We start from the raw sequence: 26,170 nt of genomic DNA on the forward strand, positions 1-26,170 counted from the left end.
AGCGCGTACGCGGTGGGGATCGTCAGCAGCGCCGCGAACCGCACCAGGTCCATCGCGATCAGCAGCGGCCGCTTGCGGCGGAACTCCACCCACGGGCCGAGCGGCACCGCCACGGCCGCGCCCACCACGGCCCCCACGCAGGAGAGCGCGGCGACCTCGGCCGGTCCGGCGTGCAACACCTGGATGGCGATCAGCGGGAACGCGCCGAAGGCGAGCCACGTGCCGAGCGCGCTGGTCCCGTACGCTCCCCAGAGCCACCCGAACTGCCGCCCCAACCGGTGCCCGCTCCGCATGCCCGACGCCCCTCGCCACTCACCCGCACAACCGATCCGCGATCGCAAGCATCAAAGCGCGCGCCGTACCAGGGAATCAAACAACTGCAGAGCCGTCGGCCACAACGAACGGTTGTAGTCATAGGGCATCGGCATGGACCTCGACACCGTCCGGACCTTCGTCGCCGCCGCCGACTGCTGTGCGACGCCGCCCGGCACCGAGCCATCACCGACAGCCGCGCAGGAAGCCGACCTCCGCCGTGACCACATCGTCCGGCGGCATCGTCGTGCCTGACGCCCTCCAGCTCACCGGCCGGGTCCTGACGTCAGGGACGGTTCGGATGAGATCCGTGCGCGAACCGCACCGTGATGGACAGGCCGCCTTCTGGGCGTGCGGTGGTGGTGAGGGTGGCGTGGTGAGCATGGGTGACGGCATTGACGATGGCGAGGCCGAGGCCGTAGCCGTCGCGGCGGCCGTGACGTTCGGGCGCCAGTTTCTGGAAGGGTTGGAAGAGGCGCTGGAGCTGGTTGCCGGGGATGACCGGCCCGCTGTTGGTGACCGTAAGGGCCGCCTGCGTGCCGGAGGTCTGCGTGGTGATCTCTACGTGCCCGTCTGCGTGGTTGTGGCGGATGGCGTTGTCGACGAGGTTGGCGACGAGGCTTTCGATCAGTCTCGGGTCCCCGGCCGTCACCGCGGGCGTCAGGTGTTCGGCGAGGTCGATGCCTGTCTGCGTGGCTTGGCCGCGGCGGGAGGCGAGCACTCCTTCGACGACGTGGGCGAGGTCGAGGGTGTCCCAGCGGGTGACGCCGCGCTCGCTGGTGGCCAGCGCGAGCAGTGCTTGGACGAGCCGCTCCTGGTGTCCGCCCAGAGCGAGGGCCTCCTGGCAGGCCGAGCGCAGGGTGTCGGTGTCGGCATCGGGGTCGGCGAGAGCGACTTCAAGCAGGGTATGCAGGCCGGCCAGAGGGGTGCGCAACTCGTGGGAGGCGTTGGCGACGAAGTGGCGTTGGGCGTCGAAGGAGGCCTCGAGGCGGGCGAACAGGTCGTCGAGGGTGTGGCCGAGCTCGGTCAGCTCGTCCGTGGGCTCGCCCAGGTCAAGGCGCCGGTGGAGGTCTCCGGCGGAGATGATTTTGGCGGTGGCGGTGATGGCGCGCAGCGGTTGCAGGAACCGGCCGGCGACGTACCAGCCGAGAGCCAGGGCGACGGGAATCAGCACGACCAGGGCGACGGCGGATCCGGCGAGGAGTTGGGGCAGGCTGATCCCGGGCCCGGTTCCGGTGATCGCGCTCGATGAGGGGTGGCCCTTGGGGCTGGTCGCCTGGATGCTGGCGAGCGGGACGTCGACGAAGACGACCACCAAGACCCCTGCGGCGTAGATGCCCGCCGCGTAGGCGAGCGCGAGCCGCGTCTGCAGGGACCTTCTGGCGGGCTTTCTGGAGGTCATGACGGTCCGATGCGGTAGCCGCCTTCGCGGATGGTCTCGATCACGGGCGGGTCGCCGAGCTTGGCCCGCAACCGGTGCATGGTGTGCTTGACGGCGCTGCTGAAGGGGTCGGCGGCCTCGTCCCAGACGCGTTCGAGCAGCTCTTCGGCGGAGATGACCAGGCCGGGCACGGCGAGCAGGCATTCGAGCAGGGCGAACTCCCTGGGGCTCAGCTCCAGGCGCCGGCCGGCCCGGAACGCGGTACGGCGGGCCGGATCGAGGGTGATGTCCCCGCATGCCAGGGTGGGCGGCAGCGGCGGGGTGGCGCGGCGGGCCAGGGCACGGACGCGGGCGACCAGTTCGGCGAACGCGAACGGCTTGGGCAGGTAGTCGTCGGCGCCGAGGCTGAGCCCGTGGACGCGGTCCTCGATCGTGCCGGAGGCGGTGAGCATCAGTACGCGGGTCTGACAGCGACCGTGAGCGAGTCGCCGGCAGATCTCGTCCCCGTGGACGCCGGGCAGGTCGCGGTCGAGGATCACCACGTCGTAGCGGGTAGCGGCCAGGCGGTCGAGGGCGGCGGTTCCGTCCAGGACGACGTCTACGGCCATGCCCTCGCGGCGCAGCCCGGTTCCGATGGAGCGGGCGAGGACCTCGAAGTCCTCGACGACGAGGACCCTCACCGCCACTCACCGCCGGTCGTCGCGCGGGTGGGGCGGCCGAACCGGCCGCCGGGTCGAGGTGCCATGACTCAAACGATGCCAGAACCCCGGTCGCAGCTGGGTCGCAGCCGCTGCGACCCGGCTGGAACCGGGTGCCGCGTACAACCGTCGGCATGAGTTCATTCACGCCTCACCGATCCAGCCGGCAGGCCGGGCAGGACGGCTTGCCCGAGTTGCTGCGCGCGGAGTGGGCCAGGTTCCGCTCGGTGCGGGGCTGGGTGCTCGCCATGGCGGCCTCCGTGCTGGTCACCGTGTCGCTCGGACTGCTGGTCGCCGGGGGTGCCCGCAGCAGTTGCGTGACCTGGAAGGGCGAGGGTCCCTGCCCCGCGCCTCTGGTGGGTCCCGATGGCACGGCGGTGAGCGACAAGTACTACTTCGTGCACCAGCCGCTCAAGGGGAACGGCAGCATCACCGCCCGCGTGTCGGACATGACCGGGCAGATGCGGCTGCCGGACGTGGTACCCGGGGTGCGCAACGTCAAGGAGGGGGTGGTGCCGTGGGCGAAGGCCGGGCTCCTGGTCAGGCAGAGCCTCAAGCGAGGCACGCCGTACGCCGCTGTCATGATCACCGGCGGCCACGGCGTGCGGATGCAGCACAACTTCACCCACGACGTGGCCGGCGGTCCTGTTCAGGGGCCACGGTGGCTGCGGCTGACCAGGTCGGGCGACACTCTCACCGGGTACGAGTCAGGTGACGGCAGGACGTGGACCGAGGTCAGCACGGTCGAGCTGACCGGCCTGCCGGAGACGGTGGAGATCGGGCTGTTCGCCACCTCGCCAGGCGCGTTGTGGGCGATGGCGGAAGCCTTCGCCCAGGTCACCGCCACCTTCGACCAGATCACGCTGCAGGGCGCGAACGGCTCGTGGCGGCGTGACGACGTCGGCGTCTCCTTGGGGCCCGACGGCAAGACCCTGCATCACCCGGGCGGGGTCGTCGAGTCCGGCGACAAGCTCCTCGTGACCGGGGTCGGTGACATCGGGCCCGCCACGGTGGAGGGCGGTCTGCGCGCCGACCTCACGCTGATCGGCGGGGCCGTGGGGCTGATCCTGGTGCTCGTGGTGGCGGTCACGTTCTTCACCGCGGAACACCGGCGGGTGCTGATCGGGACCGGTCTGCCGGCCGAGCCGCATCCAGCGCGGCGGCTGGCGGCCAAGGCCGTGGTGGTCGGCGCGGTCGCGTTCGTGGCGGGGCTGGTGACCTCCGGGGTCGTGGTCCCCGTCGGCCTGGCGATGTTGCGTGCCAATCAGAACCCGATTCAGCCGATCACCCTGGGTACCGAGCTGCGGGTGATCGTCGGCTACGCGGCGCTGACCGCGACCGCCGCCGTACTGGCTCTGGGGCTCGCCGCGCTGGTCAAGCGCGCCTTCGTCGCCATCGGGCTGGCCATCGCGCTGGTCGTCGTGCCCTACCTGTTGGCGAGCGCGGGTTTGGCGCCATGGCTGCTGATGATCACCCCTGCCGCCGGGTTCGCGATCACGCAGAGCGTCCCCACGTTCGCGCATGTGGACGTGGGGACGTCACTGCTCGGAGGCTATTACCCGCTCCCGCCATGGGCAGGTTTGACCGTGACCTGCGGATATGCCGCCCTCGCCCTCGGGGCGGCGATAGCCGTACACCGCAGGAAGGTGCCACGTTAGGTTCCGCTCACCCAAAGGCGCAGAACCCGCTCGGCGCGTTCAGCGGCAGCACCCCCGGACTGGGCTCGCGAGGCACGGTCACGCGACCAGGCGCAGCCAGGCCGCCGCGAGTGCGGCGTGACCGGCCGGCGTCGGGTGCACGCCGTCCGCAGCCCAGTACTCCGGCCCGGTCGTCGCGGCGAGCTCGGCGAACATGCCGTCGGCGGCGAGCAGGTGCGCGCCGTACTTGCGGGCGAGCTCGCGCACGACCTGGATCTTCGGGTCCAGGTCGGCGCGCCACTTCTTCCGGTCCTCCACGCCGAGGTGCGCGTCGCCGACCTCGACGCGGCCGCGAATCGGCAGGAGGAACGGCTCGATGAGGATCAGGTCGGCGCCGGCCTCGGCGAGGGGCGCGAGCAGGCGGTCGTAACCTGCCGCGAAGTCCTCCGCGGGGATCACGTAGCCGTCCGGGTCGTACGAGTGCCAGCCCATGTCATTGCCGCCGACGAGGATCGACACCACGTCCGGGCGCGCGTCGAGCACGTCCGCCTGCCACCGGGGTTCGAGGTCCATCACCTTGTTGCCGGCGATCCCGGAGTTCAGCCAGGTCACGGCCCGCTCCGGGTGCCGGAGTCCCCACTCGCCCGCGATGCGCAGCGGGTAGCCGAACCCGAGGCCCTGTTCGCTCTCCAGCCGTTGGCAGTCGGTTATCGAATCGCCGGTGAACATCACGGTGCTGCCCGGTCGGAGGGTGATCGTCATGTGCGCTCCTGGAGCTCGGTTGAGGAGAGGAAAGGTTCACATCGGTTACGGGGATGTCAACGTTGACATTCAGGCGGCGGGGTAGCCGCCTCAGCTCGCCGGACTGCCGAACCAATGGCCGGCGGCCCGCTCAAACGCTTCACGATCGGGGTCGCGATCACCTGCCCAGGCGACTATGCCGTCAGGCCGGACAAGCACGGCACCCAATCCGAGGTCGTTTCTCGCCGGCCCTGCTGCATACCGCATCCGGCTCTCCCAGCCCATCGCTGAACCGCGGAGGCATCGGTCGATGCTGAAATCGAGCGCGACGCCTCGACCATCCTGCAGCAGGTCGCCGAGGCGAGTGCCGTCCTCAAGACGGAGGTCCGGGGCGTTGCGGCCGGCCAGCGGGTGCTCGCTGCCAAGGTCGTAGCGGATCGACGATCCCGATACCTTGTCGAACACGTAGGTCGTTCCGTCACGGGTCCCGATCAGGTCGCGAATCACTCCTTGGATCGCCTGGGCATGCGGATCCGGTCTCATGGCCGCCGCCTGGGCGCGCGTCCAGTCGAGCACCCATGCGCCGATCGGATGGCGCTCGCGGGTGTAGGTGTCGACAAGCCCGTCCGGCGCGTGCCCACGCACGGTCGCCGCGAGCTTCCAGCCCAGGTTCATGGCGTCGCCGATGCCGAGGTTGAGTCCCTGCGCTCCGAGGGGAGAGTGGATGTGAGCGGCGTCGCCCGCGAGCAGGACGCGCCCCAGCCGGTAGGTCGTCGTCTGCATCGCCCGATCGGTGAAGCTCGAGGCGAGATGGACGTCGCTCAAGGTCACGTCGGTGCCGGATACACGGCGCAGAACCGCCTGGAGGTGTTCGCGGGCCGGCCGCTGCGAGCGATCGAACGCGCCGCCGTCGAACTCCAGCATGCCGATGTGCCCTTTCACGGGCATCTGGAGGTACATGCCGGTCGGCGTCAGGTTGAACCCCGGGCGCAACTTCTCGGGGCCGGCGATGGTGGCGAGCGCGGCGTAGCCGGTGAACTGCGGCTCGGTGCCGACGAAGTCGAAGCCCGCGAGCCCGCGCACCGCGCTGCGTCCGCCATCGCAGCCGACGAGCCAGCGAGCCGCGTACTCGTGCTCGCCAGCTTGCGCGACCACGAGCTCATGGTCCTGCGCTATGGCTGAGACCGTGACGCCGCGCCTGACCTCCACGCCGAGCATGGATGCCCGCTCGGCCAGCACCGACTCGACCGCTTCGAGGTTTGTCATCACGCCCTCCATTGCCGGGCTGGGAAGCCGGAACGGCAGGGCGGCGACGTCGACCTTGGCCGGATCGAGCATCATGCCGGCGAAATGGCCCACGCCACGAGGGGGCGCCGGCTCCTCCGCGCCGGGATAGTCGTCGACGCCCGACGCCTTCAGCAGCGGGTCCAGCATCCCGCGGCGGTAGAACGCCTCGACCGACGTGGCGGACAGGCCCCGCATCCCGAGCGGGTCCGCCTTCCACGGGGAGCGGGGCTCCGGCTCCCGCTCAAGCACCAGGACAGAGCAGCCCGCGAGGCCAAGCTCGCAGGCCAGGAACAGACCAACCGGGCCGGCGCCCACGATCACTACGTCATGCACGAGAACTCCCCTTCCGAAGCTCGCCGTCCTGTTCTCTTCAGGCACGTAAAGACTGACGCGGGCCGCTCACACGGGGCACACACGGCGCTGACGGGGGCACACATGGCGCTGACACTCCCGTCCTGCGACGCGTCAGCGAAGGGGCAGCCGGAGCCCTGCCGTGATTTGGGGACTCGAGGGTGCGTGCGCGAGGATCGGGAGATGGACGGGGATGCGCGGCTTCGTGTCACGCTGCTCGGCGCCTTTCAGGCGTCTCGCGGTGACGCCGCCCTGCCCGTTCGGGGTGCGCGGTTACAGGGGCTGCTCGTACGGCTGGCGCTCGCCGGCGGGCGCGCGGTCGAGCAGGGCGTCCTGGTCGACGCGATCTGGGCCGAGGACCCGCCGGCCGGCCCCGCCCACGCTCTGCAGGCCCTGGTCTCGCGGCTGCGCCGGACCCTCGGCTCGGCCGGCGACGTCGCGCAGGCCGCGGGCGGCTACCGGCTGGGCGTGGACGCGGCAGGCGTGGACGCGCTGCGGTTCGAGCAACTCGCCGCCGCCGGCCGTGACCGCCTGCGCGCCGGCGACCCGGATGCCGCGGTGGCCGTGCTCGGCGAGGCCGTGGCGCTGTGGAACGACCGTCCCGGCGCCGAGCCCGCGGTCGTCGCCGCGGTGGCGCCCGCCGCCGCGACCCGGCTGGCCCACGCCTCGGTCGAGGCCGTCGCCGACCTCGCTGCCGCCGAGCTGTCCCTGGGCCGTGCCGACGCCGCCGCCGCCCGCCTGACCGCCCTGCTCGCCGAGCAGCCCGTCCACGAGCGGGCGGCCGCGCTGCTCATGGACGCGCTCGCCGCCCAAGGTCGCCAGGCCGAGGCCCTGGCCCTGTACGAGCGGGTCCGCGAGACCCTAGCCGACGTCCTCGGCACCGACCCGGGCGCCGCCCTGCACGAGCGCCACCTGCGCCTGCTGCGCGCCGAGCGGCCCGCCCCGGCCGCCGACGCCGCGCAGACCAGGCCGAGTAACCTGCCCGCGCCGCTGACCAGCTTCATCGGGCGTGACGACGACCTCGCCCGGATCGGCACGCTGCTCGCCGCCGGGCGCCTGGTCACCGTGCTCGGTCCCGGCGGCGCCGGCAAGACCCGGCTCGCCGTCGAGGCCGCCCGCCGCCACCGCCACGAGTACCGCGACGGCGCCTGGATGATCGACCTCGCCTCGGTCACCGAGCCGGCCAAGGTCGGCGCGGCCGTGCTCGCCGGGATCGGGCTGCGCGGCGGCGCGATGTTCGAGGCCCGGATGCGGGTCGAGGGCTCCGACCTGGACGTACTCGCCGACCAGCTCGGCGGCCGGGAGAGCCTGCTGCTGGTCGACAACTGCGAGCATCTGATCGACGCCGTGGCCCACCTGGTCGCGGCACTGCTGTCCCGCTGCTCCGGGCTGCGCGTGCTCGCCACCAGCCGCGAACCCCTCGCGGTCGACGGCGAGGCGCTGGTGCCGCTCGGCCCGCTCGCGCTGCCCGGCCCGGACGATGGGGTCGAGCAGGCCCGGCGGGCGGCGTCGGTACGCCTGTTCGCCGAGCGGGCCGCGGCCGTGCGCCCGGGCTTCGGCGTGGACGAGACGACGCTGCCCGAGGTCCGGCGGGTGGTCCGCAGCCTGGACGGGATGCCGCTGGCGCTGGAGCTGGCCGCGGCCCGGCTGCGGACGCTGTCGCTGCCCGAGCTGGCCGACGGGCTGTCCGACCGGTTCCGGCTGCTCACCACCGGCAGCCGCACCGCGCTGCCCCGGCACCGCACGCTGCGCGCGGTCATCGCCTGGAGCTGGGAGCTGCTGAGCGAGCACGAGCGTACGGTCGCCGAACGCGTCTCGATCCTGCCCGGCGGCGTCACGCCGGCCTCGGCCACCGCGGCCTGTGCCGGCACCGCAGTGCCGGCCGCCGAGCTCCCCGAGCTGCTCGCGGGCCTGGTCGACCGGTCGCTGCTGCAGCTCGCGCCCGACCCGGGCCGCTACCGCATGCTGGAGACGCTGCGCGAGTACGGCGCCGACCGCCTGGCCGAGACGGGCGACCTCGGCGCCGTCCGCGACCTGGCCGCCGGCTACTTCGCCGAGCTGATGGCCCGGTACGAGCCGCAGCTGCGCGGGCCCGGCCAGCTGGCGGCCATGCGAGTCATCAGCGCCGAGTACGACAACGCGCTGGCCGCCCTGCGCCAGCGGTGCGACACCGGCGACGCCTCAGGCGCGGTCGCTCTCGCGCTGAACCTGACCTGGTACTGGCACATGTTCGGCCGGGACCGCGACGCGGCCTACTGGCTGGGCGAGGCACTGGCGGTGCCCGGCGGCGAGCCGTCGCCCGACCGTGACTGCGCCCACGCGATCTACCTGATCAACCGGGTCGGCACCCGGCCGGGGATGACCGCCGAGGAGGCCGCGGACGACCGGGCGCAGCTGCGCGAGCTGGCCGACCGGCTGCTCGCGTACCCGGAGCTGCCCGGCCCGTACGGCGCGCTCACCGCGCTCCCGCTCGCGTTCCTGCAGGAGGAGAAGAGCACGCTGCCGATCATCGAGCGCCTGGCCGACGGCGACGACGTGTGGCTGTCGGGGCTGGCCCGCATGTTCCGGGCCCAGTTCGCCGAGAACGCGGGCGAGCTCGACAAGATGCGCACCGACGTGGAGGCGGCCCTGGCCTGCTTCCGGCAGGCCGGCGACCGCTGGGGCCAGGCCACCGCGCTGCCGATGCGCGCCCAGCTGCGGCAGTACGACGACGACCTCGACGGCGCGCTGGCCGACCTGCGCGAGGCACGGTCGCTGGCCGGTGAGTTCGGCTCATTCAGCCTCGGCGACGAGGTGTTCATGGACCTGCGCTGGATCGACCTGCACCTGCGGCGCGGCGACACCGACCTGGCGATCGCGATGATCGACTCGGCCCGGGAGCGGGCGCTGCGCGCCACCTCGCCGGAGATGCCGGCCCTGGTCGACGCGTGGGAGGCCGTCTTCTGGGTGCGGCTCGGCGACCTGGACCGGGCGCGGAAACTGCTCGACGGCGCCGAACGGGGTCTGCACGGCGACACCACGTTTCCCGGTGACCACGCGCGGACGCTGGCCGGCAGCGTACGGGCCGCGCTCTGCCTGGAGCTGGGTGACCTGGCCGGCGCGGAGAAGGCGCTGGCGAAGGCGTACGCGGCGGCGCTGGAGACAAGGGACCTGCCGATCCTGTCGCTGGTGGCGGTGAACGCGGCCGCGCTCGCCGAGGCGCACGGGCGGCATCACGAGTCGGCCGTCCTGCTCGGCGCCGCCTCCCGGCTGCGCGGCGCTCACGACCGCACCGATCGGCAGGTTCGCGAGCTCACCCGCCGGGGGCGGGCCGCGCTGGGCGAGGAAGCCTTCGCGGCAGCGTACGGGAAGGGCTGGGAGCTGGACGGGAAGACGGCCGTGACCGAAGTCGACCCGGCCCGGCGTGCAGAGCCGTGATCCGGCCGGACGTCCAGGCGCCTGAGCCTGATCAGAACTCGAAACAGCGGGCGAAGGCGTTGAAGAACGCCAGAACGCCGACGAGGAAGGCGATCGCCGCAACACCGATGAGGGCCAGCACCGACATCACCACGCCAGGCCGGTAGCGGAGGATGACAGCTCCTCCGAGAAGGGCCGTGCCCGCGATGTATCCGGTCACTGCGAGCGGGAAGAGTCCGAAGCTGTCGCATCGGCCGAGAAAAGGCCGCCCGCCGGAGTGGCGCGGACGGCCTTCCGTGACGACGGGCTCAGTCGTTCAGGTGCTGGCGCAGGTAGGCCTCGACACCGTCGATGGAGATGCGCTCCTGGGCCATCGAGTCGCGCTCCCGGATGGTGACCGCCTGGTCCTCGAGCGTGTCGAAGTCGACCGTGATGCAGAACGGCGTGCCGATCTCGTCCTGGCGGCGGTAGCGGCGGCCGATCGCGCCCGCGTCGTCGAACTCCACGTTCCACCGGCGGCGCAGCTGCGCGGCCAGGTCGCGGGCCTTCGGCGACAGGTCGGCGTTGCGGGAGAGCGGCAGCACCGCGGCCTTGACCGGCGCGAGCCGGTGGTCGAGCCGCATGACCGTGCGCTTCTCCATGACGCCCTTGGCATTGGGCGCCTCGTCCTCGCTGTAGGCGTCGAGCAGGAACGTCAGCGTCGCCCGGTCGACACCGGCCGCCGGCTCGATGACGTAGGGGACGTAGCGCTCGCCCGTGTCCTGCTCGAAGAAGCTGAGGTCGGTGCCGGACGCCTTCGAGTGGGAGCTGAGGTCGAAGTCGGTGCGGTTGGCGACGCCCTCGAGCTCACCCCACTCCGAGCCGACGAAGTTGAAGCGGTATTCGATGTCCACCGTGCGCTTGCTGTAGTGGGACAGCTTCTCTTTCGGGTGCTCGTAGAGACGCAGGTTGTCCTTGCTGATGCCGAGGTCGGAGTACCAGCGGAAGCGCTCGTCGATCCAGTATTGGTGCCACTCCTCGTCCGTGCCCGGCTTGACGAAGAACTCCATCTCCATCTGCTCGAACTCGCGGGTGCGGAAGATGAAGTTGCCCGGCGTGATCTCGTTGCGGAACGACTTGCCGACCTGGCCGATGCCGAACGGGATCTTCTTGCGCGCCGACTGCTGCACGTTGAGGTAGTTGATGAAGATGCCCTGCGCGGTCTCGGGCCGCAGGTAGGCCAGCCCCGACTCGTCCTCGACCGGGCCGAGGTAGGTCTTGAGCAGGCCGCTGAACTGCCTGGGCTCGGTGAAGGTGCCCTTGTTGCCGCAGTTGGGGCAGGTGATGTCGGCCAGGCCGCCCTCGGGCGACTTGCCGTTCTTCTCCTCATACGCCTCGATGAGGTGATCGGCGCGGAAGCGCTTGTGGCAGGAGAGACACTCGGTCAGCGGGTCGGTGAAGGTCTCGACGTGGCCGCTGGCCCGCCACACCTCTGGCGCCAGGATGACGCAGGAGTCGAGGCCCACCACGTCGTCGCGCGACTGGACCATCGACAGCCACCACTGCCGCTTGACGTTGTTCTTGAGCTCGACACCCAGTGGACCGTAGTCCCACGACGCGCGCAGTCCGCCGTAGATCTCGCTCGACGGGTATACGAGCCCGCGGCGTTTGGCGAGGCTGACGATGGTGTCCATGACGTCGGTGCGTCGTGCCATTTTGGTTGATTCTCTTTCCGGCTGGAGGTCGGCGAGGTGAAATTCGTGAGATCCCAGCTTAGGGGACGCACGCACCCTCTCGCGCGCCACTAATCGTTACGCCCCGTCTTGCGTATAGACGTCCTCGAAGGCACTGGGTTCGTTGACCATGAGGATCATCAGCGGGTACATCGCCATCCTCGCAGCCGACAAAGCCCTGCGGTAGAAGCCGGCGCCCTCCCATTCCGTGACAAGCGCCCACAGGTTGGGCTCGTCGACCGAACGGGCCAGCCTGCCATGCCGGAAGCCAGGCTGGGCGGCGAGCGTCTCGAGGATGGTTTGGCCTTGCTTGACGAAATCTTGGGACTGGGACTCTGGAACGGTGTATCGGATCACGGCGAGCACCCGACCAGATTAAACGCGTTACGGGTGGCCGACACGCCGACTGCCGTAGGCTCTGGGAGTGGCCCCTGACAGCAAGCGCCCGCTTCCCAAGGGCGAGCAGTTCTTCACGCCGGGCGCGACCGGTCTGCGCAAGGCCGTCGAGCAGCGCAGCGCCGTGCCGATGACATATCTGTTCACGCAGGTGCCCCGGTGGGTGGCGCCCGCGATTCTGGTGATCCTGCTGCTGACCGGGTTCGCCGTGAGCAACTGGCTCGGCGGGCTGGCCGCGCTGGTCGTGCTGGCGTTCGTGGGGTGGCTGGCGTACTTGTCATGGCCGTCGCTCGGGGCCGGCGGCAGACTGCTGCGGGTCGCCGTGCTGATCTTTCTCGCCCTGGTGGTGGCGACCCGCTTCGGCGCTTTCTGAGTGACCTTCTGACGGGCCTGCTACTGCTGAGGCAGCAGCGTGTAGTGCGGGAAGTTGCCCGGCAGGCGCTCGCCCTCCGGGCCCGTGGTGGCGGCCCGTACGAGCAGCTCGCCGCCGACGAACGCGCCGCGCCATGACGCCCCGAGTCCACCGAACAGCTCCTCCCGGTCTCCCCGCGAGCGCGGCCGGTTGTGGCCCACCTTGAACGCCCGCACCTCCGGCGCCAGCCGCCGGAACGTCTCCTCCTCGTCACAGGAGAGCGTCGCCACCAGGGCGCCGTTGCTGGCGTTCATCGCGGCCAGCAGCTCCGCCTCCGTGTCCACCAGCACGAACGTGTCCACCGGGCCGAACGGCTCGGCGTGGAAGAGCGGCGACGAGCGGGGCGGGTTGAGCAGCGCCGTCGGCGCGAAATACGCCGAAATATCCCGCCCTGGCAGGAAATGTCCGGCGTCGAGCGGCGCCCGGTGCACCGGCACCCCGCCCCTGGCCACCGCCTCGTCCACCTGGTCGGCCAGCTCTTTGGCCTTCGAGGCGTTGATCAGCGGCCCGAAGTCCAGCTCGGGCAGCGGGTCGCCGGGCGAGTCCACCGCGAGCGGATGTCCGAACCGCAGAGACCCCACGGCCGCCAGGTACGCCCTCAGGAACTCGTGGAACAACGACCGCTGCACCACGAACCGCGGATAGGCGGTGCACCGCTGCTTGCCGTAGTCGAACGACGCCCGGATCTGCCGGGCGAGCAGGTCCCAGTCGCCGTACTCCCACACGCCCCAGCAGTTGAGCCCCTCCTGCTCCAGCACGTGCCTGCGCCCGAGGTCGGCCAGCGAGGTCGCCACCTTCGCCCCCGCGTCCCTGCCGCCCACGAACGACACGCAGCCCAGCGAGCGCCCGCCGGCGAGCACCGGCGACAGCTCCGCCCCTCCCCCGCTGACCAGCGTGAACGGCAGCCCTTCCCGTACGGCCAGCGCGCAGGCGAGCGTGAGGCAGCACAGCCCGCCGTCCGTGGGCGTCTTGGCGATCACGGCGTTGCCGGCCAGCGCCTGCACGAGCATGGCGTGCATGAGCACGCTCATCGGGTAGTTCCAGCTCGCGATGTTGCTGACGGGCCCGGGCAGCGGCGTGCGCCCGGCGACCATGCGGTCGATCTCGGCGACGTACCAGCGCACGCCGTCCAGGCAGCGGTCCACGTCCGCGCAGGCGGTCTTCCACGGCTTGCCGATCTCCCAGACCAGCAGCAGGGCCAGCAGGTCGCGGTGCGCGGCCATGGATTCCACCGCGGCGGACACCATGGCCTTGCGCTCGGCGAGCGGCACGTGCCGCCACCTCCGGTGCTCCTCGGCCGCGCCCGCCACCGCCCGTCCCGCGCCCGCCCGGTCGAGCCTGGGCAGGCCCGCGATGGCGGTGCCGTCCAGCGGCGAGAAGCCGGGCACGGGGCGCCCGTCGCGGTGCCAGATGCCGCCCCAGTGGTTCAGCACCCGGTCGTCGTGGAAGGCCTCGGGGGCCGCGGAACAGCACCTGTCGTAGGCGTCCCGCCAGGCCGTACCCGGCTTGAGTCGCATGTGCCCCTCCTCAGTCGGACCAGTCGGCGGTGATGAGCTCGGGCAGCGGCTCGAACTCCTTGATCGCCTCAAGCGAGGGCCCCATGGCGGCGTTGGCCTCGCGCTCCACCATCACCTCCACCAGCACCGGCAGCCGCTCCCGCGCCGACTCCGCCGTCGCCCAGGCGAGGGCGTCGCGGATGTCGCCCGGCAGCTCCACCCGCCGCGCCGGGCAGCCGAACGCCTCCATGGCCTTGACGTGATCGATGCCGCCTTCCCCGTAGTGCAGGTCCACGGCGTAGTTCATGCCGTACGGGAGCTCGGCCTGCCGGATGAGCCCCAGGTACTCGTTGTTGATCATGACGATGACGAACGGGACGCGGTACTGTGCGGCCACCGCGACCTCCTCCATGAGGAACTGGAAGGAGTAGTCGCCCACCACCGCCACGACCTGGCGCTCGGGATGGGCGCACTTGACGCCCATGGCGGCGGGCACCTCCCAGCCCAGCGGCCCGGCCTGGCCGCAGACCAGGTAGCGGCGCGGCAGGTAGGTTGTCTGGAACTGGCCGGACCAGATCTGGTAGAGCCCGATGGCGGTGACGAAGGTGGTGTCCCTGCCGAAATACTCGTTGATCTCCCTGAACACCCGTGGCGGCTTGATCGGCACGTCGTCGAAGTCGTCGCGGCGGGTCATGGTCCGGCGCAGGTCGGCGATCCTCCGTACCCACTTGCCGGGCTCCTTCGGCGCCGTACGGCGGCGCGCCTCGGCCAGCAGCTCCGCCAGCACGGGGCGGGCGTGGCCGACGATCCCCAGGTCGGGCTCGAAGACCCGGCCGATCTGCGTGGGCTCGATGTCCACGTGCACGAACGTGCGCCCCCTGCGGTAGACGTCGAGGTCGCCGGTGTGCCGGTCGCCGAAGCGGGCGCCCACGGCGAGGACCAGGTCGCTGTCCAGGAAGGCGGCGTTGCCCCACCTTGTCTGGGTCTGGATGCCCGCCATGCCCGCGAACAGCGGGTGGTCCTCGGGGAAGGCGCCCTTGCCCATGAGTGTCACCTGCACGGGCACCTGGAGGTGCTCGGCCAGCGCACGCAGTTCGTCGCACGCCTCGGCGATGATCACGCCGCCGCCTGCCAGGATGATCGGCTGCCTGGCCCCGGCCAGCAGGTCCATGGCCTTGCGGACGGCCCTGGGCAACGGTCCGGGCTCCTCGACGGGCAGCGGGGCGTCCAGCTCCCGGTCGTACCTGCAGGTCCCGCGCTGGACGTCGAGCGGCAGGTCGATGAGCACCGGCCCCGGCCGTCCCGAGCGGGCGATCCTGAACGCCTCCCTGAACACCCACGGCGCCTGCGCGGGCTCCTTGAGCTGCACCGCCCACTTGGTCACCGGGCGGGCGATCTCCACGATGTCGACCGCCTGGAACGCCTCCTGGTGCAGCTTGGAGCTCACCGCCTGCCCGGTGACGCAGATCATCGGGATCGAGTCGGCGAGTGCGGTGTAGAGGCCGGTGATCATGTTCGTGCCGGCGGGGCCTGAGGTGCCGACGCAGACGCCGACGTTCCCGGTCACCCTGGCCCAGCCGTCGGCCGCGTGGGTGCCGCCCTCCTCGTGGCGTACGGTGATGTGCCTGATCGAGCTGCGCTGGAGCGCGGCGTAGAGCGGCAGGATGGCCGCGCCCGGGATGCCGAAGACGGTGTCCACCCCCTCCGACTCCAGCACCGCGACCACGGCCTCCATGCACGGAATTCGACTCATCCGTTCAGCCTTTCCACGACCTTGAGCAGGGCGGAGTGGTCGAGCGAGCCGTGGCCCTGCGCCCTGGCCGCGGCCACGAGCTGGGCGACCTGCCCGGTGAGCGGCAGGCTGACGCCGGCCTCCCGGGCCGCGGCGACGGCGATGCCCATGTCCTTGTGGTGCAGGTCGATCCGGAACCCGGGGGCGAACTCCCGCTTGACCATGGTGTGCCGCTTGAGCTCCAGGATCCTGGAGCCGGCCAGGCCGCCCGCGAGCACGTCGAGGCCGGCCACGGGGTCCACGCCCGAGGCTTCGAGCAGCACGATGGCCTCCGACACGAGCCCGTAGATGCCGCCGACGACGAGCTGGTTGGCCGCCTTGACGGTCTGTCCCGCGCCGGCCGGGCCGACGTGCACGACCGTCGTGCCGAGCACTCCCAGCACCGGCCGGGCCGCCTGGAAGTGCTCCGCCTCGCCGCCCACCATGATCGACAGGGTGCCGTCCACCGCGCCGCGCTCGCCGCCGCTGACCGGGGCGTCCAGCGCCCGTACGCCGACGGCCGCGGCCTGCCTGGCGACCCGGCGGGAGGTCTCCGGCATGATGGTGCTCATGTCGATGTAGAGGAGGTTCGGCCGGCCGTACTCGATGACCTGCGGCGCGACCTCCTCCACCTGCGGCGAGTCGGGCAGCATCGTGATCACCACCGCCGCGCCGCCAACCGCCTCGACCACGCTGGACGCGCCCTTGCCGCCCAGGGCCACGAGCTGCTCGACCCGCTCGACGCTCACGTCATACCCGGTCACGACATGTCCGGCTTTGAGGAGGTTGGCCGCCATCGGGCTGCCCATGATCCCCAAGCCGACGAACCCGATGTTCATGCGTGCCTCCAGTCGAACGCGCCCGGCCCCTCGTGCCGGTACTCCAGGCCGATGTGGGCGCGATAGCCCGCGGCCGCCAGCCGACGGAAGATCTCGTCGTACGGCATGCGCCCGCTGCCGGGGTGTCCCCTGCCGGGGTCGTCGGCGATCTGCACGTGGCCGAACCCGGCGCTGTGCCGGTCGATGAGCTCCAGCACGTCCTCGCCCATCCGGTGCAGGTGGTACAGGTCGGCCAGGAAGGCCACGTTCTCCCGGTCCACCTCGTCGATCAGCTCGAACGCCGCCTGCGACGATGTGATCGCATATTTCGGGTTCTCGTGGGAGTTGAGGGCTTCGACGACCACGGTCGCGCCGATGCTCGCCGCCGCGTCGGCCGCCCTGCGCAGGTTGGCCACGGCCAGAGCCCGGTCGGTGCCCGGCTCGTTGCCGTACAGGGCGTTGAGCACGCCGCAGCCCAGCTCGCCCGCCAGCTGGACCGCCACGTCGATGTTGGCCTGGAACCGGGCGGAGCCGTCCGGCCTGGCCAGCAGGCCGCGTTCGCCGGCCGCCATGTCCCCCGCGTCGAAGTTCAGCCCCACGAGACGGACTCCGGCGTCCTCGATCGCCTGCCGCAGCGCCGCCAGCTCCACGCTTCCCGGGTCCGGCGTGCCGAACGGCCACCACAGCTCGACCGCGTCGAACCCGGCCTTGGCCGCCGCGGCGGGCCGTTCCAGCAGCGGCAGGTCGGTGAAGAGGATGGAGAGATTGACGTCGAACCTCATCGCGCGCCCAACGCCGAGCGCATGAGGCGAGCCGTCTCCGACGGGGTGCGGCCGACGCGGACCCCCGCCGCCTCCAGGGCTTCCTTCTTGGCCTGGGCGGTGCCGGACGAACCGGACACGATCGCGCCCGCGTGCCCCATGGTCTTGCCCTCCGGCGCGGTGAACCCGGCCACATAGGCGACCACGGGCTTGGTGAGGTTCGCGGCGATGTAGGCGGCGGCCCGCTCCTCGGCGTCGCCGCCGATCTCGCCGATCATGACGATGGCGTCTGTGCCCGGGTCGTCCTGGAACGCCTGGAGGCAGTCGATGTGGGTGGTCCCGACGACCGGATCGCCGCCGATGCCTACGGCGGTCGAGAAACCGAGGTCGCGCAGCTCGTACATGAGCTGGTACGTCAGCGTGCCCGACTTCGACACCAGCCCGATGCGTCCGGCCGAGGTGATGTCGGCGGGGATGATCCCGGCCGACGACTGGCCCGGGCTGATCAGGCCGGGGCAGTTGGGCCCGACGATCCGGGTGCGGCCGTTCGCCAGGGCGCGGAACCGTACCGTGTCGTGGACCGGCACACCCTCGGTGATGACCACGCACAGCGGCATGCCGGCCGCGACGGCCTCCTCCACGGCAGAGCCGGTGAACCGCGGCGGCACGAACACCACCGACACGTCGGCCCCGGTCTCCTCCATCGCCTCCGGCACCGAGCCGAACACGGGCACCGTGCGCTCGCCGAAGTCCACGGACCGCCCGCCCTTGCCGGGCGTCACCCCGGCCACGACGTCGGTGCCCGCGGCCAGCATGCGGGCCGTGTGCCTGGTGCCCTCCGCGCCGGTCATGCCCTGCACGAGCACCCGGCTGTCCTTGGTCAGAAAGATCGCCATCACGCACCTGCCGCGAGTCTGGCCGCCATCTCGGCGGCGCCGTCCATGGTGGAGACCTGCCGGACCGCCGGGTGCCTGGCGTCGCTGAGGATGCGCCGGCCCACCTCGGCGTTGTTGCCGTCCAGCCGTACGACGATGGGCCTGCCGAGGCCGCGCTCGCCGAGGAGCCCGAGTGCGGTGACGATGCCGTTGGCCACCGCGTCGCAGGCCGTGATGCCGCCGAAGACATTGACCAGCACCGAACGCACGTCGGGGTCGGCCAGGATGATCTCCAGCCCGTCGGCCATGACCTGGGCGGACGCGCCGCCGCCGATGTCCAGGAAGTTCGCGGGGGCGGCCCCGGCCCCGGCGACCACGTCGAGCGTGCTCATGACCAGTCCGGCGCCGTTGCCGATCACCCCTACGGAGCCGGCCAGTTTGACGTAGTTCAAGCCCTTGGCCCGGGCGCGGTCCTCCAGGCTGTCGGACTGCTCGGCGTACTCCCAGGAGTGCCGGAACGCGGAGTTGTCGTCCAGGGTGACCTTGCCGTCGAGGGCCAGGATCCGCTGGTCCGTGGTGCAGATCAGCGGGTTCACCTCGACCAGCAGGGCGTCCTCCGCGACCAGGACCCGCCACAGCTTCTCCAGCACCTCGGCTGCCTGGTCGGGCAGGCCCGCCTTGGCCGCCAGCAGCCGCGCGGTGTCCGCGTCCACGCCTGTCACGGGGTCGATCGGCAGCTTCACCAGCGCGTCGGGGTCGGTGGCCGCAAGCTCCTCGATCTCCATGCCACCCTGACCGGACACCATCGCCAGGAATCCGCCCTCGGCCCGATCCACCAGAAAGGCCGCGTAGTACTCCTCGAACGGCACGGTCGCGGCCTCGACCAGCACACTGCGCGCGACGTGCCCCTTGATGTCCATCCCGATGACGCGCTCGGCCTCCGCCTCGGCGGTGACCGGACCCGCCGCGGGCCTGATCCCGCCCGCCTTGCCGCGTCCGCCGGTCTTCACCTGGGCCTTGATGACGACGGGTGCGTTCAGCTCGGCCGCGATCTCGCGGGCCTCGGCTGGGGTGGCCGCGATCCTGCCTGGTGGGACCGGGATCCCGTGGCGCCCGAAGAGCTCCTTCGCCTGGTACTCGTACAGGTCCATTCGAGCCTCCTTTGTAGACGGTATACCGTATGGAAAATCCCTCGTCTAGGGTCTCGACAGGCGCTCGTCTTCTGGATATTCCATACAGTATGGAGAATGCAGTTCGAGACTGGCGCGGGCGCTCGTACCTCCCCGGCCCCGTCCCCGCCGACCGCACACGCATGTTCTGGCTGGCCTGGGGCGCCATGGCGGCGATCAGCCCGCTCCAGTACGGCTACGCCGCCCTCCTCGCCAAGGAGGCCACCGGCCTCACCCTGCTGGCCGTGTGGATCGCCTGCCAGGCCGCGGGCGCCCTGCCGGCCCTCCACCTGGTACGGCGGGGCCGCCTCGGCGTCCGCGTCTGCCTGGCCGCCGGAGCCGTACTGAGCGCCCTCGGCCTCGCCGCCGCGGCGCCGAGCGGCCCGAGCCTCATCGCCCTTGTGGGCTACGCGCTGCTCGGCGGGCTGGGGGCGGGCCTGGTCTACGGGATCTGCGGCGAGGTCGTCTCCTCCTGGTATCCGGAGCGGCCCGCCGCCCGGGTCGGCCTGATCACCGGCGCCTTCGGGTACGGCGCGGTGCCCGTGCTGGTGTGGGCCGGGATCGCCCCCGATGCGACGGCCACCGCGTTCCTGGTCGTCGCCGCCGTCGCCGTGGCGGTCATCGGAACGGCGGCGCGGCACCTGCGGCTGGCTCCGGCGCTGTGGTGGCCCGACGGCGTCGACCCGCGCTCGCACGCGCTGGACGCGGCGAGGTTGCGCACGACCCCGGAGGCGGCCAAGCAGTTCGGGCTGACTCAGGCGCTGCGCACGCGAACCCTGCCCGCGCTGGCCCTGATCCTGACATGCGCGGGTGCGGTGTCGGTCCTCGACGTGATCGTCGTCGCGGGCACGGGCTCGTGGGGCGCGGTCGCCGTCCTGGTGGCGCTGAACGGGGCCAGCCGGTCGGTGGCGATGCGCTGCTCGGAGCTGTTCGGGCGGCGGCGCGTGCTGGCCGCCGTGCTGACGGCGCTCACCGCCGGCCAACTCCTCCTCGCCGCCACCGTCCAGCACGCCACGCCGGGCAGCGGACCGCTGTTGTGGTCGGGGGTCGTGGCCGCCGGGCTCGGGGGCGGGGCGTTCTATCCGCTGCTCGCCAGCCTGGTGCGGGAGTTCTTCGGCGTCGAGCGGGCGGGCGAGATCCACGCCGTCGTCTACAGCGCCAAGGCCCTGGCCGGAGTCGCGGCCGTCGCGCTGGCGCTGCTCGCCCTGAGCAGCGCCGTGACGGCGCTGGGCGTCGCCACCGCGCTCGCCGCGCTGCCCGCCCTGGCCACCCCCCGTCTCCGCATCCCGGGCCTCCCCGCCACGATCCCCCCGTGACACCCTCTGTGACACGGCGGCGCACCGCGGCACGACGGTGACGGCCCGAGATGGCGGTGCCACCGTCCCGCCCCGCTCCCCCTCCGAAGGGACCCCAGCCGGAGTGCGGCGCGCGACGCGCCGGCCATCCGCAAGGGGTTCCTGTGATGAGACTCACCGTCAGAGACAACCCCTGGACGGTATGCTGTAGGCAGTCGACGAAAAACTTTAACGCAGCCCTGGAGACGAGACATGTTGCTGTCGGATCAGGCCGGTCAGGCGGCGGCCGCCAAGATTCCCCGCCCTGCCACGCTCAGGGAGAGCGTTATCGAGGCTATCCAAGAGCTCATCGTCTCCGGGCAGCTCAAGCCGGGACAGCACCTGGTCGAGAGCGAGCTGGCCGAGCTGCTGGGAGTCTCCAGGCAGCCGGTCCGCGAGGCGTTGCAGCAACTCAGCGGTGAGGGCTGGGTGGACCTGTTCCCGGGGCAGGGCGCGTTCGTGCACGTCCCGACGCTGGAGGAGGCCGACCAGCTGCTGGCCGTCCGCACGCTGCTGGAGACCGAGTCCGCCAGGCTGGCCGCCAAGCACGCGGGCGAGGACGGCGTGCAGCGGCTGCGCGCCCTGTGCGCGCGGGGCATCGCGGCGGTGGAGTCCGACGACGTCGAGGCGGCCGTGGCGACCAACTCCGAGCTGCACGCCCTGGTGACCGCCCTGTCGGGCAACAAGGTCCTCTCGGAGCTGGCCAGCCAGGTGGCCAGGCGGGTGCGGTGGTACCACACGCCGGTGGCCCGCCAGCGCGGCATGGCCTCGTGGGAGGAGCACACCTCGCTGATCGACGCGATCGAGGCGGGCGACGAGCGCCGCGCGGCGAAGATCATGCGGGAGCACACCGAGCACACCCGCGCCTCCTACCTGGCGCAGCGCGAGAAGGAGCCGGCCGAGCCGGCGCCCAAGCCGGTACGCCGGCGCCGCCCGCGGCAGCTCGGTTGATCTGACGTTCACAGAAGAGCACATGCTCCGAAACACCTCGGGTGGAGGGTGGAGCCAGAGAATCGGTCAAAGAGTCAGCCGAAGAGTCAGGAGGTGTATGACCCATGAAGGCGTTCATCCGCTTTCTCCTCGGTGATCCCCCGGGTCAGGCCGCGGACGGCCGAGCGATCGGCCTGGGCCTGAGCACGGCGCTCAAGAAGCACTACTCCGCCGACGACGCGGATCGCTACCTGCGGGAGTGGGCCGCGGCGGAGCACGACGTACGCGACTGCCCACGGCACTGAGCCGCGGCAGGGGGCGGGCCCCGACCGCGGCGTGATCAGCGCTCCGCAGGCTCGGGCTCCACCTCCTGCGAGGCGGCGGCCCTGGCGTCAAAGGCACGCTCGCGCCCCAGGGGCCTTCCTCGCGACGATCCAGAAGTCCACCGCGACCACGAGCGCGAACCCGCCGATCGTGGTCAGCCAGATCCAGACGGGCAGGTTCACCGCCGCTGCTCCCTTCGTGCGCGCAACATGCCGGCGTGCCGTACGTAGAGGCCGAGCAGCGCCTTGGCGAGCGGGTTCGCGTGGGCGCGGCGCAACAGCCAGTGCGGCATGATCCGCTCGTGCAGCCAGACGAAGCCGATCGCGAAGCCGAGGCTCACCATCGCCTGGTACGCCAGGAACGGCAGCACGCCGTCGCCCAGGCCGACCCCGGCCAGGCTCTCCTGCGCGAGCCGGGACACGGGGAAGGCCGCCACCCAGTACAGGCCGACGAGCCCGAAGGTCCCCGGGCGGAACACGCCGTGGCCGAGCAGCACGCCGTACAGGCCGCCGAAGAGGGCGAGCGGCACGGCGAGGGACAGGGCCGACAGCGCGGCCATCCCGGTGGGCTGCCCCGCGAGCAGGGTCAGCCCACCGGCCATGGCTCCGGCGACGGCTCCGATCGACGCCCCTGGCAGGGCGAGCTCGATGCTGTGCCGTCCCCCCATCAGCCCACGACCACGCCGTAGGCGAACAGGCTGTAGAACAGCATCCCGAGATAGAACACCGCGCCGCACCCGATGATCACGTTCGTCCACCACCTGGGCCTGATCGGCTTGGGCAGCATGCGGTTGTTCACCAGGAGCAGCGTCACGCAGTACGCCCCCATCGCGAACGTCGACAGGAACGCCAGCGTGTCCAGGATCCCGCTCGGCCCGTCGGCCGGCCCGAACAGCAGGATCAGGATGCCGAAGATGATCACGCCCCAGAGGAAGATCCCGTACAGGCGTGACATGCCCAGCTTCTTCGCCCCGGGGATGAAGTTGTACGTCATGTCCGCCTGCCCCCGGGAGAAGGAGTCGAACAGCCCCAGAGTCGCGTTCAGCCCGATCAGCGCGATGAACCCGAGGAACACCCCGCCGAGCACCGAGCTGCCCGCCGACGAGACGGCGTCGGCCATCGCGGTGAGCGCGACCTCGCGGTCGTCGCCCTGGATGACCGCGCGCACGCCCGGGTTCTGCCGCACGGCCGACTGCGCGATCACCGTGAACGAGATCGTCACCAGCATGGTGATGCCCCAGAACAGCAGCAGGGCGTCGAACGTGACCCAGCGCCGCCAGCCCTTCCACTTTGCCATCTCGGCCGGGTCCTCGGTGTCGAACATGAAGCCGCGCGCGGGCATCTCCTCTTCCTCGCCCGCGTGCCGCAGCCCGCGGACCTGCGGGATGTGCGCGCCCATGCCGGCCCCGGAGTCACGCAGGTGCAGCGTGTACCACATCTGCTGCATGCCGGACGGCCCCGCGAAGGCGCACGCGCCCACGATGACGGGGAACCAGGCCGCCGACATGGCCTCCGACGGGAAGTAGCCGAAGGAGAACATGCCGATGATCGTGGAGACCACGTCGCCCCAGGACCCGACCATGGCCGCGACCACCGCCGTGCCGAGCACGAGCGCGCCGATCAGCAGCGACAGCACGTTCTCCAGCACGTTGTAGATCACCTTGGCCAGGCTGAACACCACCCCGACCAGGATGAGCCCGGCGATCGCGGTCACCACCCACGGGATGCCGGTGATCTCCTCGAACGCCGCCGCTCCCGCCGACAGGTGTCCCGGCCAGATGTAGACGGCGACGGCCACGACGAAGAAGAACCACATGATCGGCTTGAACACCCTGGCCGCGCCGGAGAAGATGCTCTCCCCCGTGGCCATGGCGTACCGCGCCATCTCCAGCATCACCACGGCCTGCAGCGTGACGCCGATGAGGAACAGCCACCTGATCTCGGGCCCGAACAGCAGCACCAGCCTGGGCCACATGTACGACTCGCCCATGCCCACGCCCAGCGCGACGAGGAAGACCGTCGGCCCGAGAATGTGCACCGACGGCGGCGCGTCGGGCAGCTTCCTGATGGGCATCGGCTCAAGCCGGCCCGCTTTCCATACTCGATCGTCCTCGACCGGCGGCGTGGCCGTCGCCGGTGGTGTTTTCGATGTGTCCACCTACGGACCTCCTGGGGGTTGTTCTTTCTCGTGCGCCCCGATTAGCCCCCTCGCCTCTGGCTGCTGCGCTCGGCTCTTAGCGCAGCAGTCCAGCCGCCCTGGCCCAGCGGTACTTCGCACCGAGGACCGCCACGGGCTTTTCCGTCGTGTACGGGTACGCGACCACGCCGTGCTCGAACAGGTACTCGCTGGCCTCCTCGACCTCGGTGTCGCCGGCGAGCGACGCCACTACCGGCTTGACATTGCCCTTCGCCCGCTCCTCCGCCACCACACGGGCGACGAGTTCGGCGAAGACCATCGGCGGCGTCACGATCGTGTGCCAGTAGCCCAGGACCAGCGCGTGGATGCGCTCGTCGGCCAGGCCCAGGCGGACCGTGTTCTCATACGTGGAGGGCGGTTCGCCGCCGGTGATGTCGATGGGGTTGCCCGCCGCGCCGAACGGCGGGATGTAGGCGCGGAACGCCGCGTCCAGGTCGGGCGGGATGTCCATGAGCGTCAGCCCGGCGTCCACGACGGCGTCCGAGAGCAGCACGCCGGAGCCGCCCGCCCCGGTGATGATGACGACGTTCTCGCCCTCGGGCGCGGGCAGGATCGGCAGCGCGCGGGCGTACTCCAGCATGTCGTTCAGCCCCGGTGCGCGCACCACCCCGGCCTGCCGCAGGATGTCGTCGTACACCTTGTCGTCGCCCGCCAGCGCGCCCGTGTGCGAGCCCGCCGCCCGCGCGCCCATCGCGGTGCGGCCGGCCTTGAGCACGATGACCGGCTTCTGCTTGACGACCCTGCGCGCGGCCTCGACGAAGCCGCGCCCGTCCTTGAGGTCCTCCAGGTGCATGGCCACGGCCTTGGTGTTGTCGTCCTGCTCGAAGAAGGTCAGCAGGTCGTCCTCGTCCACGTCGGCCTTGTTGCCGACGCCGACGATGGCCGAGACGCCCATCTTGGTGGTCCGGCTGAAGCCCAGGATGGCCATGCCGATGCCGCCGCTCTGCGAGGTCAGCGCCACGCTGCCCTTGACGTCGTACGGGGTGCAGAACGTCGCGCAGAGGTTCTCCGGCGTGTAGTAGTAGCCGTAGATGTTCGGCCCCAGCATGCGCACGCCGTGCCTGCGCGCGATCTCGACGATCTCCTTCTGGCCCTCGACGTTCCCCGTCTCGGCGAACCCCGACGGGATCATGACGGCGCCCGCCACCCCCTTCTGCCCCACCTCCTCCAGCGCGGGCGCCACGAACTTGGCGGGGATCGCGAACACGGCCACGTCCACGTCCCCCGGGACATCCGAGATGCTCTTGTACGCGGTCAGCCCCATGATCTCGTCGGCCTTGGGGTTGATCGGGAAGATCTGACCCTGGTAGCCGCCGTTGATGAGGTTGCGCATGACCGAGTTGCCGATCTTGCCGGTCTCGGCCGAGGCGCCGATCACGGCGACCGAGCGCGGCTTGAAGATCCGCGTCATCTGCCGAAGGATCTCCTCGCGCGGCAGCCGGCTGACCTCGGCGGGCTTGTCGCCGATGAGGATGCGCACGTCGGCGGCGACCGCGCCGTTCGCGTCCACGAAGACCGGGTTGAGGTCCACCTCCACGATCTCGGGGAAGTCGGAGACCAGCCTGCCGACGCGCTCGATCAGCTCCGCGAGTGCCTCCCGGTTGGCGGGCTCCGCGCCACGGACGCCCCGGAGCACCTCCGCCGCCCTGATGTCGTCCAGCATCCCAAGGGCATCTTCACCCGAGACCGGGGCGAGCCGGAAGGTCACGTCCTTGAGCACCTCGACCAGGACGCCGCCCAGTCCGAAGGCGATGACCTTGCCGAAGGTGGGGTCGGTGACGGCGCCGACGATGACCTCGTGACCGCCGCCGACGAGCTGCTGCACCTGGACGCCGTCGATCTTGGCGCCGGGGTTGTAGGCGCGGGCGTTGGCCAGGATCGTGTCGTGGCCCGCCCGGACCTCCTCCCCGGTGTTGAGCCCGACCAGCACGCCGCCGGCGTCGGTCTTGTGCAGGATGTCGGGCGAGACGATCTTCAGCACGACCGGGAGGCCGATGCGCTCGGCGATGGCGACCGCCTCGTCGGCCGAGGTGGCCAGGCCCTCGCCCGGGGTGGCGATGCCGTACTCCGCGCACAGCTTGCGCCCCTCGGGAGCCGTCAGGGCCGTGCGGCCCTCGGCGAGCGCCTTCTCGATGACTTCCCCGACTGCGCCCATGGTCGCGCTCCCTACGGG

Annotated in this window: 23 protein-coding genes and 1 pseudogene; 7 read left to right on the forward strand and 17 right to left on the reverse strand. The window is 71.3% G+C overall.

Translation table 11 applies throughout. From position 1 onward, the window contains the following. Positions 1–293 (reverse strand): annotated as a pseudogene (locus ABN273_RS43560) (MFS transporter); the annotation flags it as partial. Between the two features lie 133 nt (positions 294–426). Here ABN273_RS43560 and ABN273_RS43565 point away from each other — a divergent pair. Further along, a complete protein-coding gene (locus tag ABN273_RS43565; protein ID WP_349455425.1) occupies positions 427–567 on the forward strand; it encodes a hypothetical protein in 141 nt (46 codons plus the stop codon). 31 nt (positions 568–598) lie between these two features. Here the strand turns inward: ABN273_RS43565 and ABN273_RS43570 are convergent, their stop codons facing one another. Beyond that, on the reverse strand, positions 599–1,714 hold the full coding sequence (locus ABN273_RS43570; RefSeq protein WP_349455426.1) for a sensor histidine kinase: 1,116 nt from the start codon (positions 1,712–1,714) through the stop codon (positions 599–601). Then, positions 1,711–2,373: a response regulator transcription factor gene (locus ABN273_RS43575; protein WP_349455427.1), complete on the reverse strand. Its 663-nt coding sequence runs from the start codon at positions 2,371–2,373 to the stop codon at positions 1,711–1,713. The genes ABN273_RS43570 and ABN273_RS43575 overlap by 4 nt, the downstream gene beginning before the upstream one ends. Positions 2,374–2,525: 152 nt before the next feature. Here ABN273_RS43575 and ABN273_RS43580 point away from each other — a divergent pair, with 152 nt between their 5' ends. After that, a complete protein-coding gene (locus ABN273_RS43580; protein WP_349455428.1) occupies positions 2,526–4,049 on the forward strand; it encodes a DUF1349 domain-containing protein in 1,524 nt (507 codons plus the stop codon). 78 nt (positions 4,050–4,127) lie between these two features. Here ABN273_RS43580 and ABN273_RS43585 read toward each other — a convergent pair whose 3' ends face one another. Next, positions 4,128–4,790, reverse strand: coding sequence for a GDSL-type esterase/lipase family protein (locus tag ABN273_RS43585; RefSeq protein WP_349455429.1), 663 nt, complete (start codon positions 4,788–4,790; stop codon positions 4,128–4,130). Between the two features lie 90 nt (positions 4,791–4,880). After that, positions 4,881–6,389 carry an FAD-dependent monooxygenase gene (locus ABN273_RS43590; RefSeq protein WP_349455432.1) on the reverse strand — a complete coding sequence of 503 codons (1,509 nt, stop codon included), beginning with the start codon at positions 6,387–6,389 and terminating at the stop codon, positions 4,881–4,883. Between the two features lie 201 nt (positions 6,390–6,590). Here ABN273_RS43590 and ABN273_RS43595 point away from each other — a divergent pair, with 201 nt between their 5' ends. After that, on the forward strand, positions 6,591–9,824 hold the full coding sequence (locus ABN273_RS43595; protein ID WP_349455434.1) for an AfsR/SARP family transcriptional regulator: 3,234 nt from the start codon (positions 6,591–6,593) through the stop codon (positions 9,822–9,824). A 31-nt stretch (positions 9,825–9,855) separates the two neighbouring features. On the opposite strand, the gene ABN273_RS43600 is transcribed toward ABN273_RS43595, so the two are convergent. From ABN273_RS43600 to ABN273_RS43610, 3 genes are all read right to left on the reverse strand, one after another. Continuing rightward, complete coding sequence (locus tag ABN273_RS43600; protein WP_349455435.1) at positions 9,856–10,023, reverse strand: hypothetical protein; 168 nt, start codon at positions 10,021–10,023, stop codon at positions 9,856–9,858. Between the two features lie 88 nt (positions 10,024–10,111). Further along, positions 10,112–11,497, reverse strand: a complete 1,386-nt coding sequence (locus tag ABN273_RS43605) for a glycine--tRNA ligase (protein WP_349455436.1) — start codon at positions 11,495–11,497, stop codon at positions 10,112–10,114. A gap of 96 nt (positions 11,498–11,593) precedes the next feature. Further along, complete coding sequence (locus ABN273_RS43610; RefSeq protein ID WP_349455437.1) at positions 11,594–11,881, reverse strand: antibiotic biosynthesis monooxygenase family protein; 288 nt, start codon at positions 11,879–11,881, stop codon at positions 11,594–11,596. A 58-nt stretch (positions 11,882–11,939) separates the two neighbouring features. Between ABN273_RS43610 and ABN273_RS43615 the strand changes: the two genes are divergently transcribed. After that, entirely contained in the window at positions 11,940–12,284 is a 345-nt protein-coding gene (locus ABN273_RS43615; protein WP_349455438.1) for a DUF6703 family protein, read from the forward strand. 20 nt (positions 12,285–12,304) lie between these two features. Here ABN273_RS43615 and ABN273_RS43620 read toward each other — a convergent pair whose 3' ends face one another. Genes ABN273_RS43620 through sucC form a run of 6 tightly spaced genes read right to left on the reverse strand, consistent with a single transcriptional unit; the run spans position 12,305 to position 19,195 of the window. Continuing rightward, on the reverse strand, positions 12,305–13,840 hold the full coding sequence (locus tag ABN273_RS43620) for an aldehyde dehydrogenase family protein (protein WP_349455439.1): 1,536 nt from the start codon (positions 13,838–13,840) through the stop codon (positions 12,305–12,307). A gap of 10 nt (positions 13,841–13,850) precedes the next feature. After that, the gene (gcl, locus tag ABN273_RS43625; protein ID WP_349455440.1) at positions 13,851–15,572 is read right to left on the reverse strand and encodes a glyoxylate carboligase; all 1,722 of its coding nucleotides are present in this window, start codon (positions 15,570–15,572) and stop codon (positions 13,851–13,853) included. Continuing rightward, the gene (locus ABN273_RS43630; RefSeq protein WP_349455441.1) at positions 15,569–16,429 is read right to left on the reverse strand and encodes a 2-hydroxy-3-oxopropionate reductase; all 861 of its coding nucleotides are present in this window, start codon (positions 16,427–16,429) and stop codon (positions 15,569–15,571) included. The genes gcl and ABN273_RS43630 overlap by 4 nt, the downstream gene beginning before the upstream one ends. Further along, positions 16,426–17,190, reverse strand: coding sequence for a hydroxypyruvate isomerase family protein (locus tag ABN273_RS43635; RefSeq protein ID WP_349455442.1), 765 nt, complete (start codon positions 17,188–17,190; stop codon positions 16,426–16,428). Before ABN273_RS43635 ends, ABN273_RS43630 begins: the two co-directional genes overlap by 4 nt. Further along, positions 17,187–18,065, reverse strand: coding sequence for a succinate--CoA ligase subunit alpha (gene sucD / locus ABN273_RS43640; protein ID WP_349455443.1), 879 nt, complete (start codon positions 18,063–18,065; stop codon positions 17,187–17,189). Before sucD ends, ABN273_RS43635 begins: the two co-directional genes overlap by 4 nt. Then, positions 18,065–19,195: an ADP-forming succinate--CoA ligase subunit beta gene (gene sucC / locus ABN273_RS43645; RefSeq protein ID WP_349455445.1), complete on the reverse strand. Its 1,131-nt coding sequence runs from the start codon at positions 19,193–19,195 to the stop codon at positions 18,065–18,067. The genes sucD and sucC overlap by 1 nt, the downstream gene beginning before the upstream one ends. 89 nt (positions 19,196–19,284) lie before the next feature. Here sucC and ABN273_RS43650 point away from each other — a divergent pair, with 89 nt between their 5' ends. The 3 genes from ABN273_RS43650 to ABN273_RS43660 all read left to right on the forward strand — a co-directional run bounded on the left by ABN273_RS43650 (position 19,285) and on the right by ABN273_RS43660 (position 21,782). Further along, positions 19,285–20,529 carry an MFS transporter gene (locus tag ABN273_RS43650; protein WP_349455446.1) on the forward strand — a complete coding sequence of 415 codons (1,245 nt, stop codon included), beginning with the start codon at positions 19,285–19,287 and terminating at the stop codon, positions 20,527–20,529. A 231-nt stretch (positions 20,530–20,760) separates the two neighbouring features. Continuing rightward, positions 20,761–21,498, forward strand: a complete 738-nt coding sequence (locus tag ABN273_RS43655) for a GntR family transcriptional regulator (protein ID WP_349455447.1) — start codon at positions 20,761–20,763, stop codon at positions 21,496–21,498. A 104-nt stretch (positions 21,499–21,602) separates the two neighbouring features. After that, on the forward strand, positions 21,603–21,782 hold the full coding sequence (locus ABN273_RS43660; protein ID WP_349455448.1) for a hypothetical protein: 180 nt from the start codon (positions 21,603–21,605) through the stop codon (positions 21,780–21,782). Between the two features lie 197 nt (positions 21,783–21,979). On the opposite strand, the gene ABN273_RS43665 is transcribed toward ABN273_RS43660, so the two are convergent. The 3 genes from ABN273_RS43665 to ABN273_RS43675 form a co-directional block, all read right to left on the reverse strand. Beyond that, complete coding sequence (locus ABN273_RS43665; RefSeq protein WP_349455449.1) at positions 21,980–22,468, reverse strand: hypothetical protein; 489 nt, start codon at positions 22,466–22,468, stop codon at positions 21,980–21,982. Further along, complete coding sequence (locus ABN273_RS43670) at positions 22,468–23,958, reverse strand: Nramp family divalent metal transporter (protein WP_349455450.1); 1,491 nt, start codon at positions 23,956–23,958, stop codon at positions 22,468–22,470. The genes ABN273_RS43665 and ABN273_RS43670 overlap by 1 nt, the downstream gene beginning before the upstream one ends. A gap of 76 nt (positions 23,959–24,034) precedes the next feature. Then, positions 24,035–26,152, reverse strand: coding sequence for an acetate--CoA ligase family protein (locus ABN273_RS43675; protein WP_349455451.1), 2,118 nt, complete (start codon positions 26,150–26,152; stop codon positions 24,035–24,037). Positions 26,153–26,170: the final 18 nt, after the last annotated feature.

Source organism: Nonomuraea sp. B19D2, assembly GCF_040137845.1.
Lineage (GTDB): Bacteria > Actinomycetota > Actinomycetes > Streptosporangiales > Streptosporangiaceae > Nonomuraea.

Bases quoted from the DNA above. Each gene is read 5' to 3' on its own strand.
- ABN273_RS43565 (WP_349455425.1), top strand. From the start codon at position 427: ATGGACCTCGACACCGTCCGGACCTTCGTCGCCGCCGCCGACTGCTGT.
- ABN273_RS43650 (WP_349455446.1), top strand. From the start codon at position 19,285: ATGGAGAATGCAGTTCGAGACTGGCGCGGGCGCTCGTACCTCCCCGGC.
- gcl (WP_349455440.1), bottom strand. From the start codon at position 15,572: ATGAGTCGAATTCCGTGCATGGAGGCCGTGGTCGCGGTGCTGGAGTCG.
- ABN273_RS43630 (WP_349455441.1), bottom strand. From the start codon at position 16,429: ATGAACATCGGGTTCGTCGGCTTGGGGATCATGGGCAGCCCGATGGCG.
- ABN273_RS43585 (WP_349455429.1), bottom strand. From the start codon at position 4,790: ATGACGATCACCCTCCGACCGGGCAGCACCGTGATGTTCACCGGCGAT.
- sucC (WP_349455445.1), bottom strand. From the start codon at position 19,195: ATGGACCTGTACGAGTACCAGGCGAAGGAGCTCTTCGGGCGCCACGGG.
- ABN273_RS43635 (WP_349455442.1), bottom strand. From the start codon at position 17,190: ATGAGGTTCGACGTCAATCTCTCCATCCTCTTCACCGACCTGCCGCTG.
- ABN273_RS43605 (WP_349455436.1), bottom strand. From the start codon at position 11,497: ATGGCACGACGCACCGACGTCATGGACACCATCGTCAGCCTCGCCAAA.
- ABN273_RS43595 (WP_349455434.1), top strand. From the start codon at position 6,591: ATGGACGGGGATGCGCGGCTTCGTGTCACGCTGCTCGGCGCCTTTCAG.
- ABN273_RS43580 (WP_349455428.1), top strand. From the start codon at position 2,526: ATGAGTTCATTCACGCCTCACCGATCCAGCCGGCAGGCCGGGCAGGAC.
- ABN273_RS43655 (WP_349455447.1), top strand. From the start codon at position 20,761: ATGTTGCTGTCGGATCAGGCCGGTCAGGCGGCGGCCGCCAAGATTCCC.
- sucD (WP_349455443.1), bottom strand. From the start codon at position 18,065: ATGGCGATCTTTCTGACCAAGGACAGCCGGGTGCTCGTGCAGGGCATG.
- ABN273_RS43675 (WP_349455451.1), bottom strand. From the start codon at position 26,152: ATGGGCGCAGTCGGGGAAGTCATCGAGAAGGCGCTCGCCGAGGGCCGC.
- ABN273_RS43570 (WP_349455426.1), bottom strand. From the start codon at position 1,714: ATGACCTCCAGAAAGCCCGCCAGAAGGTCCCTGCAGACGCGGCTCGCG.
- ABN273_RS43660 (WP_349455448.1), top strand. From the start codon at position 21,603: ATGAAGGCGTTCATCCGCTTTCTCCTCGGTGATCCCCCGGGTCAGGCC.
- ABN273_RS43665 (WP_349455449.1), bottom strand. From the start codon at position 22,468: ATGGGGGGACGGCACAGCATCGAGCTCGCCCTGCCAGGGGCGTCGATC.
- ABN273_RS43620 (WP_349455439.1), bottom strand. From the start codon at position 13,840: ATGCGACTCAAGCCGGGTACGGCCTGGCGGGACGCCTACGACAGGTGC.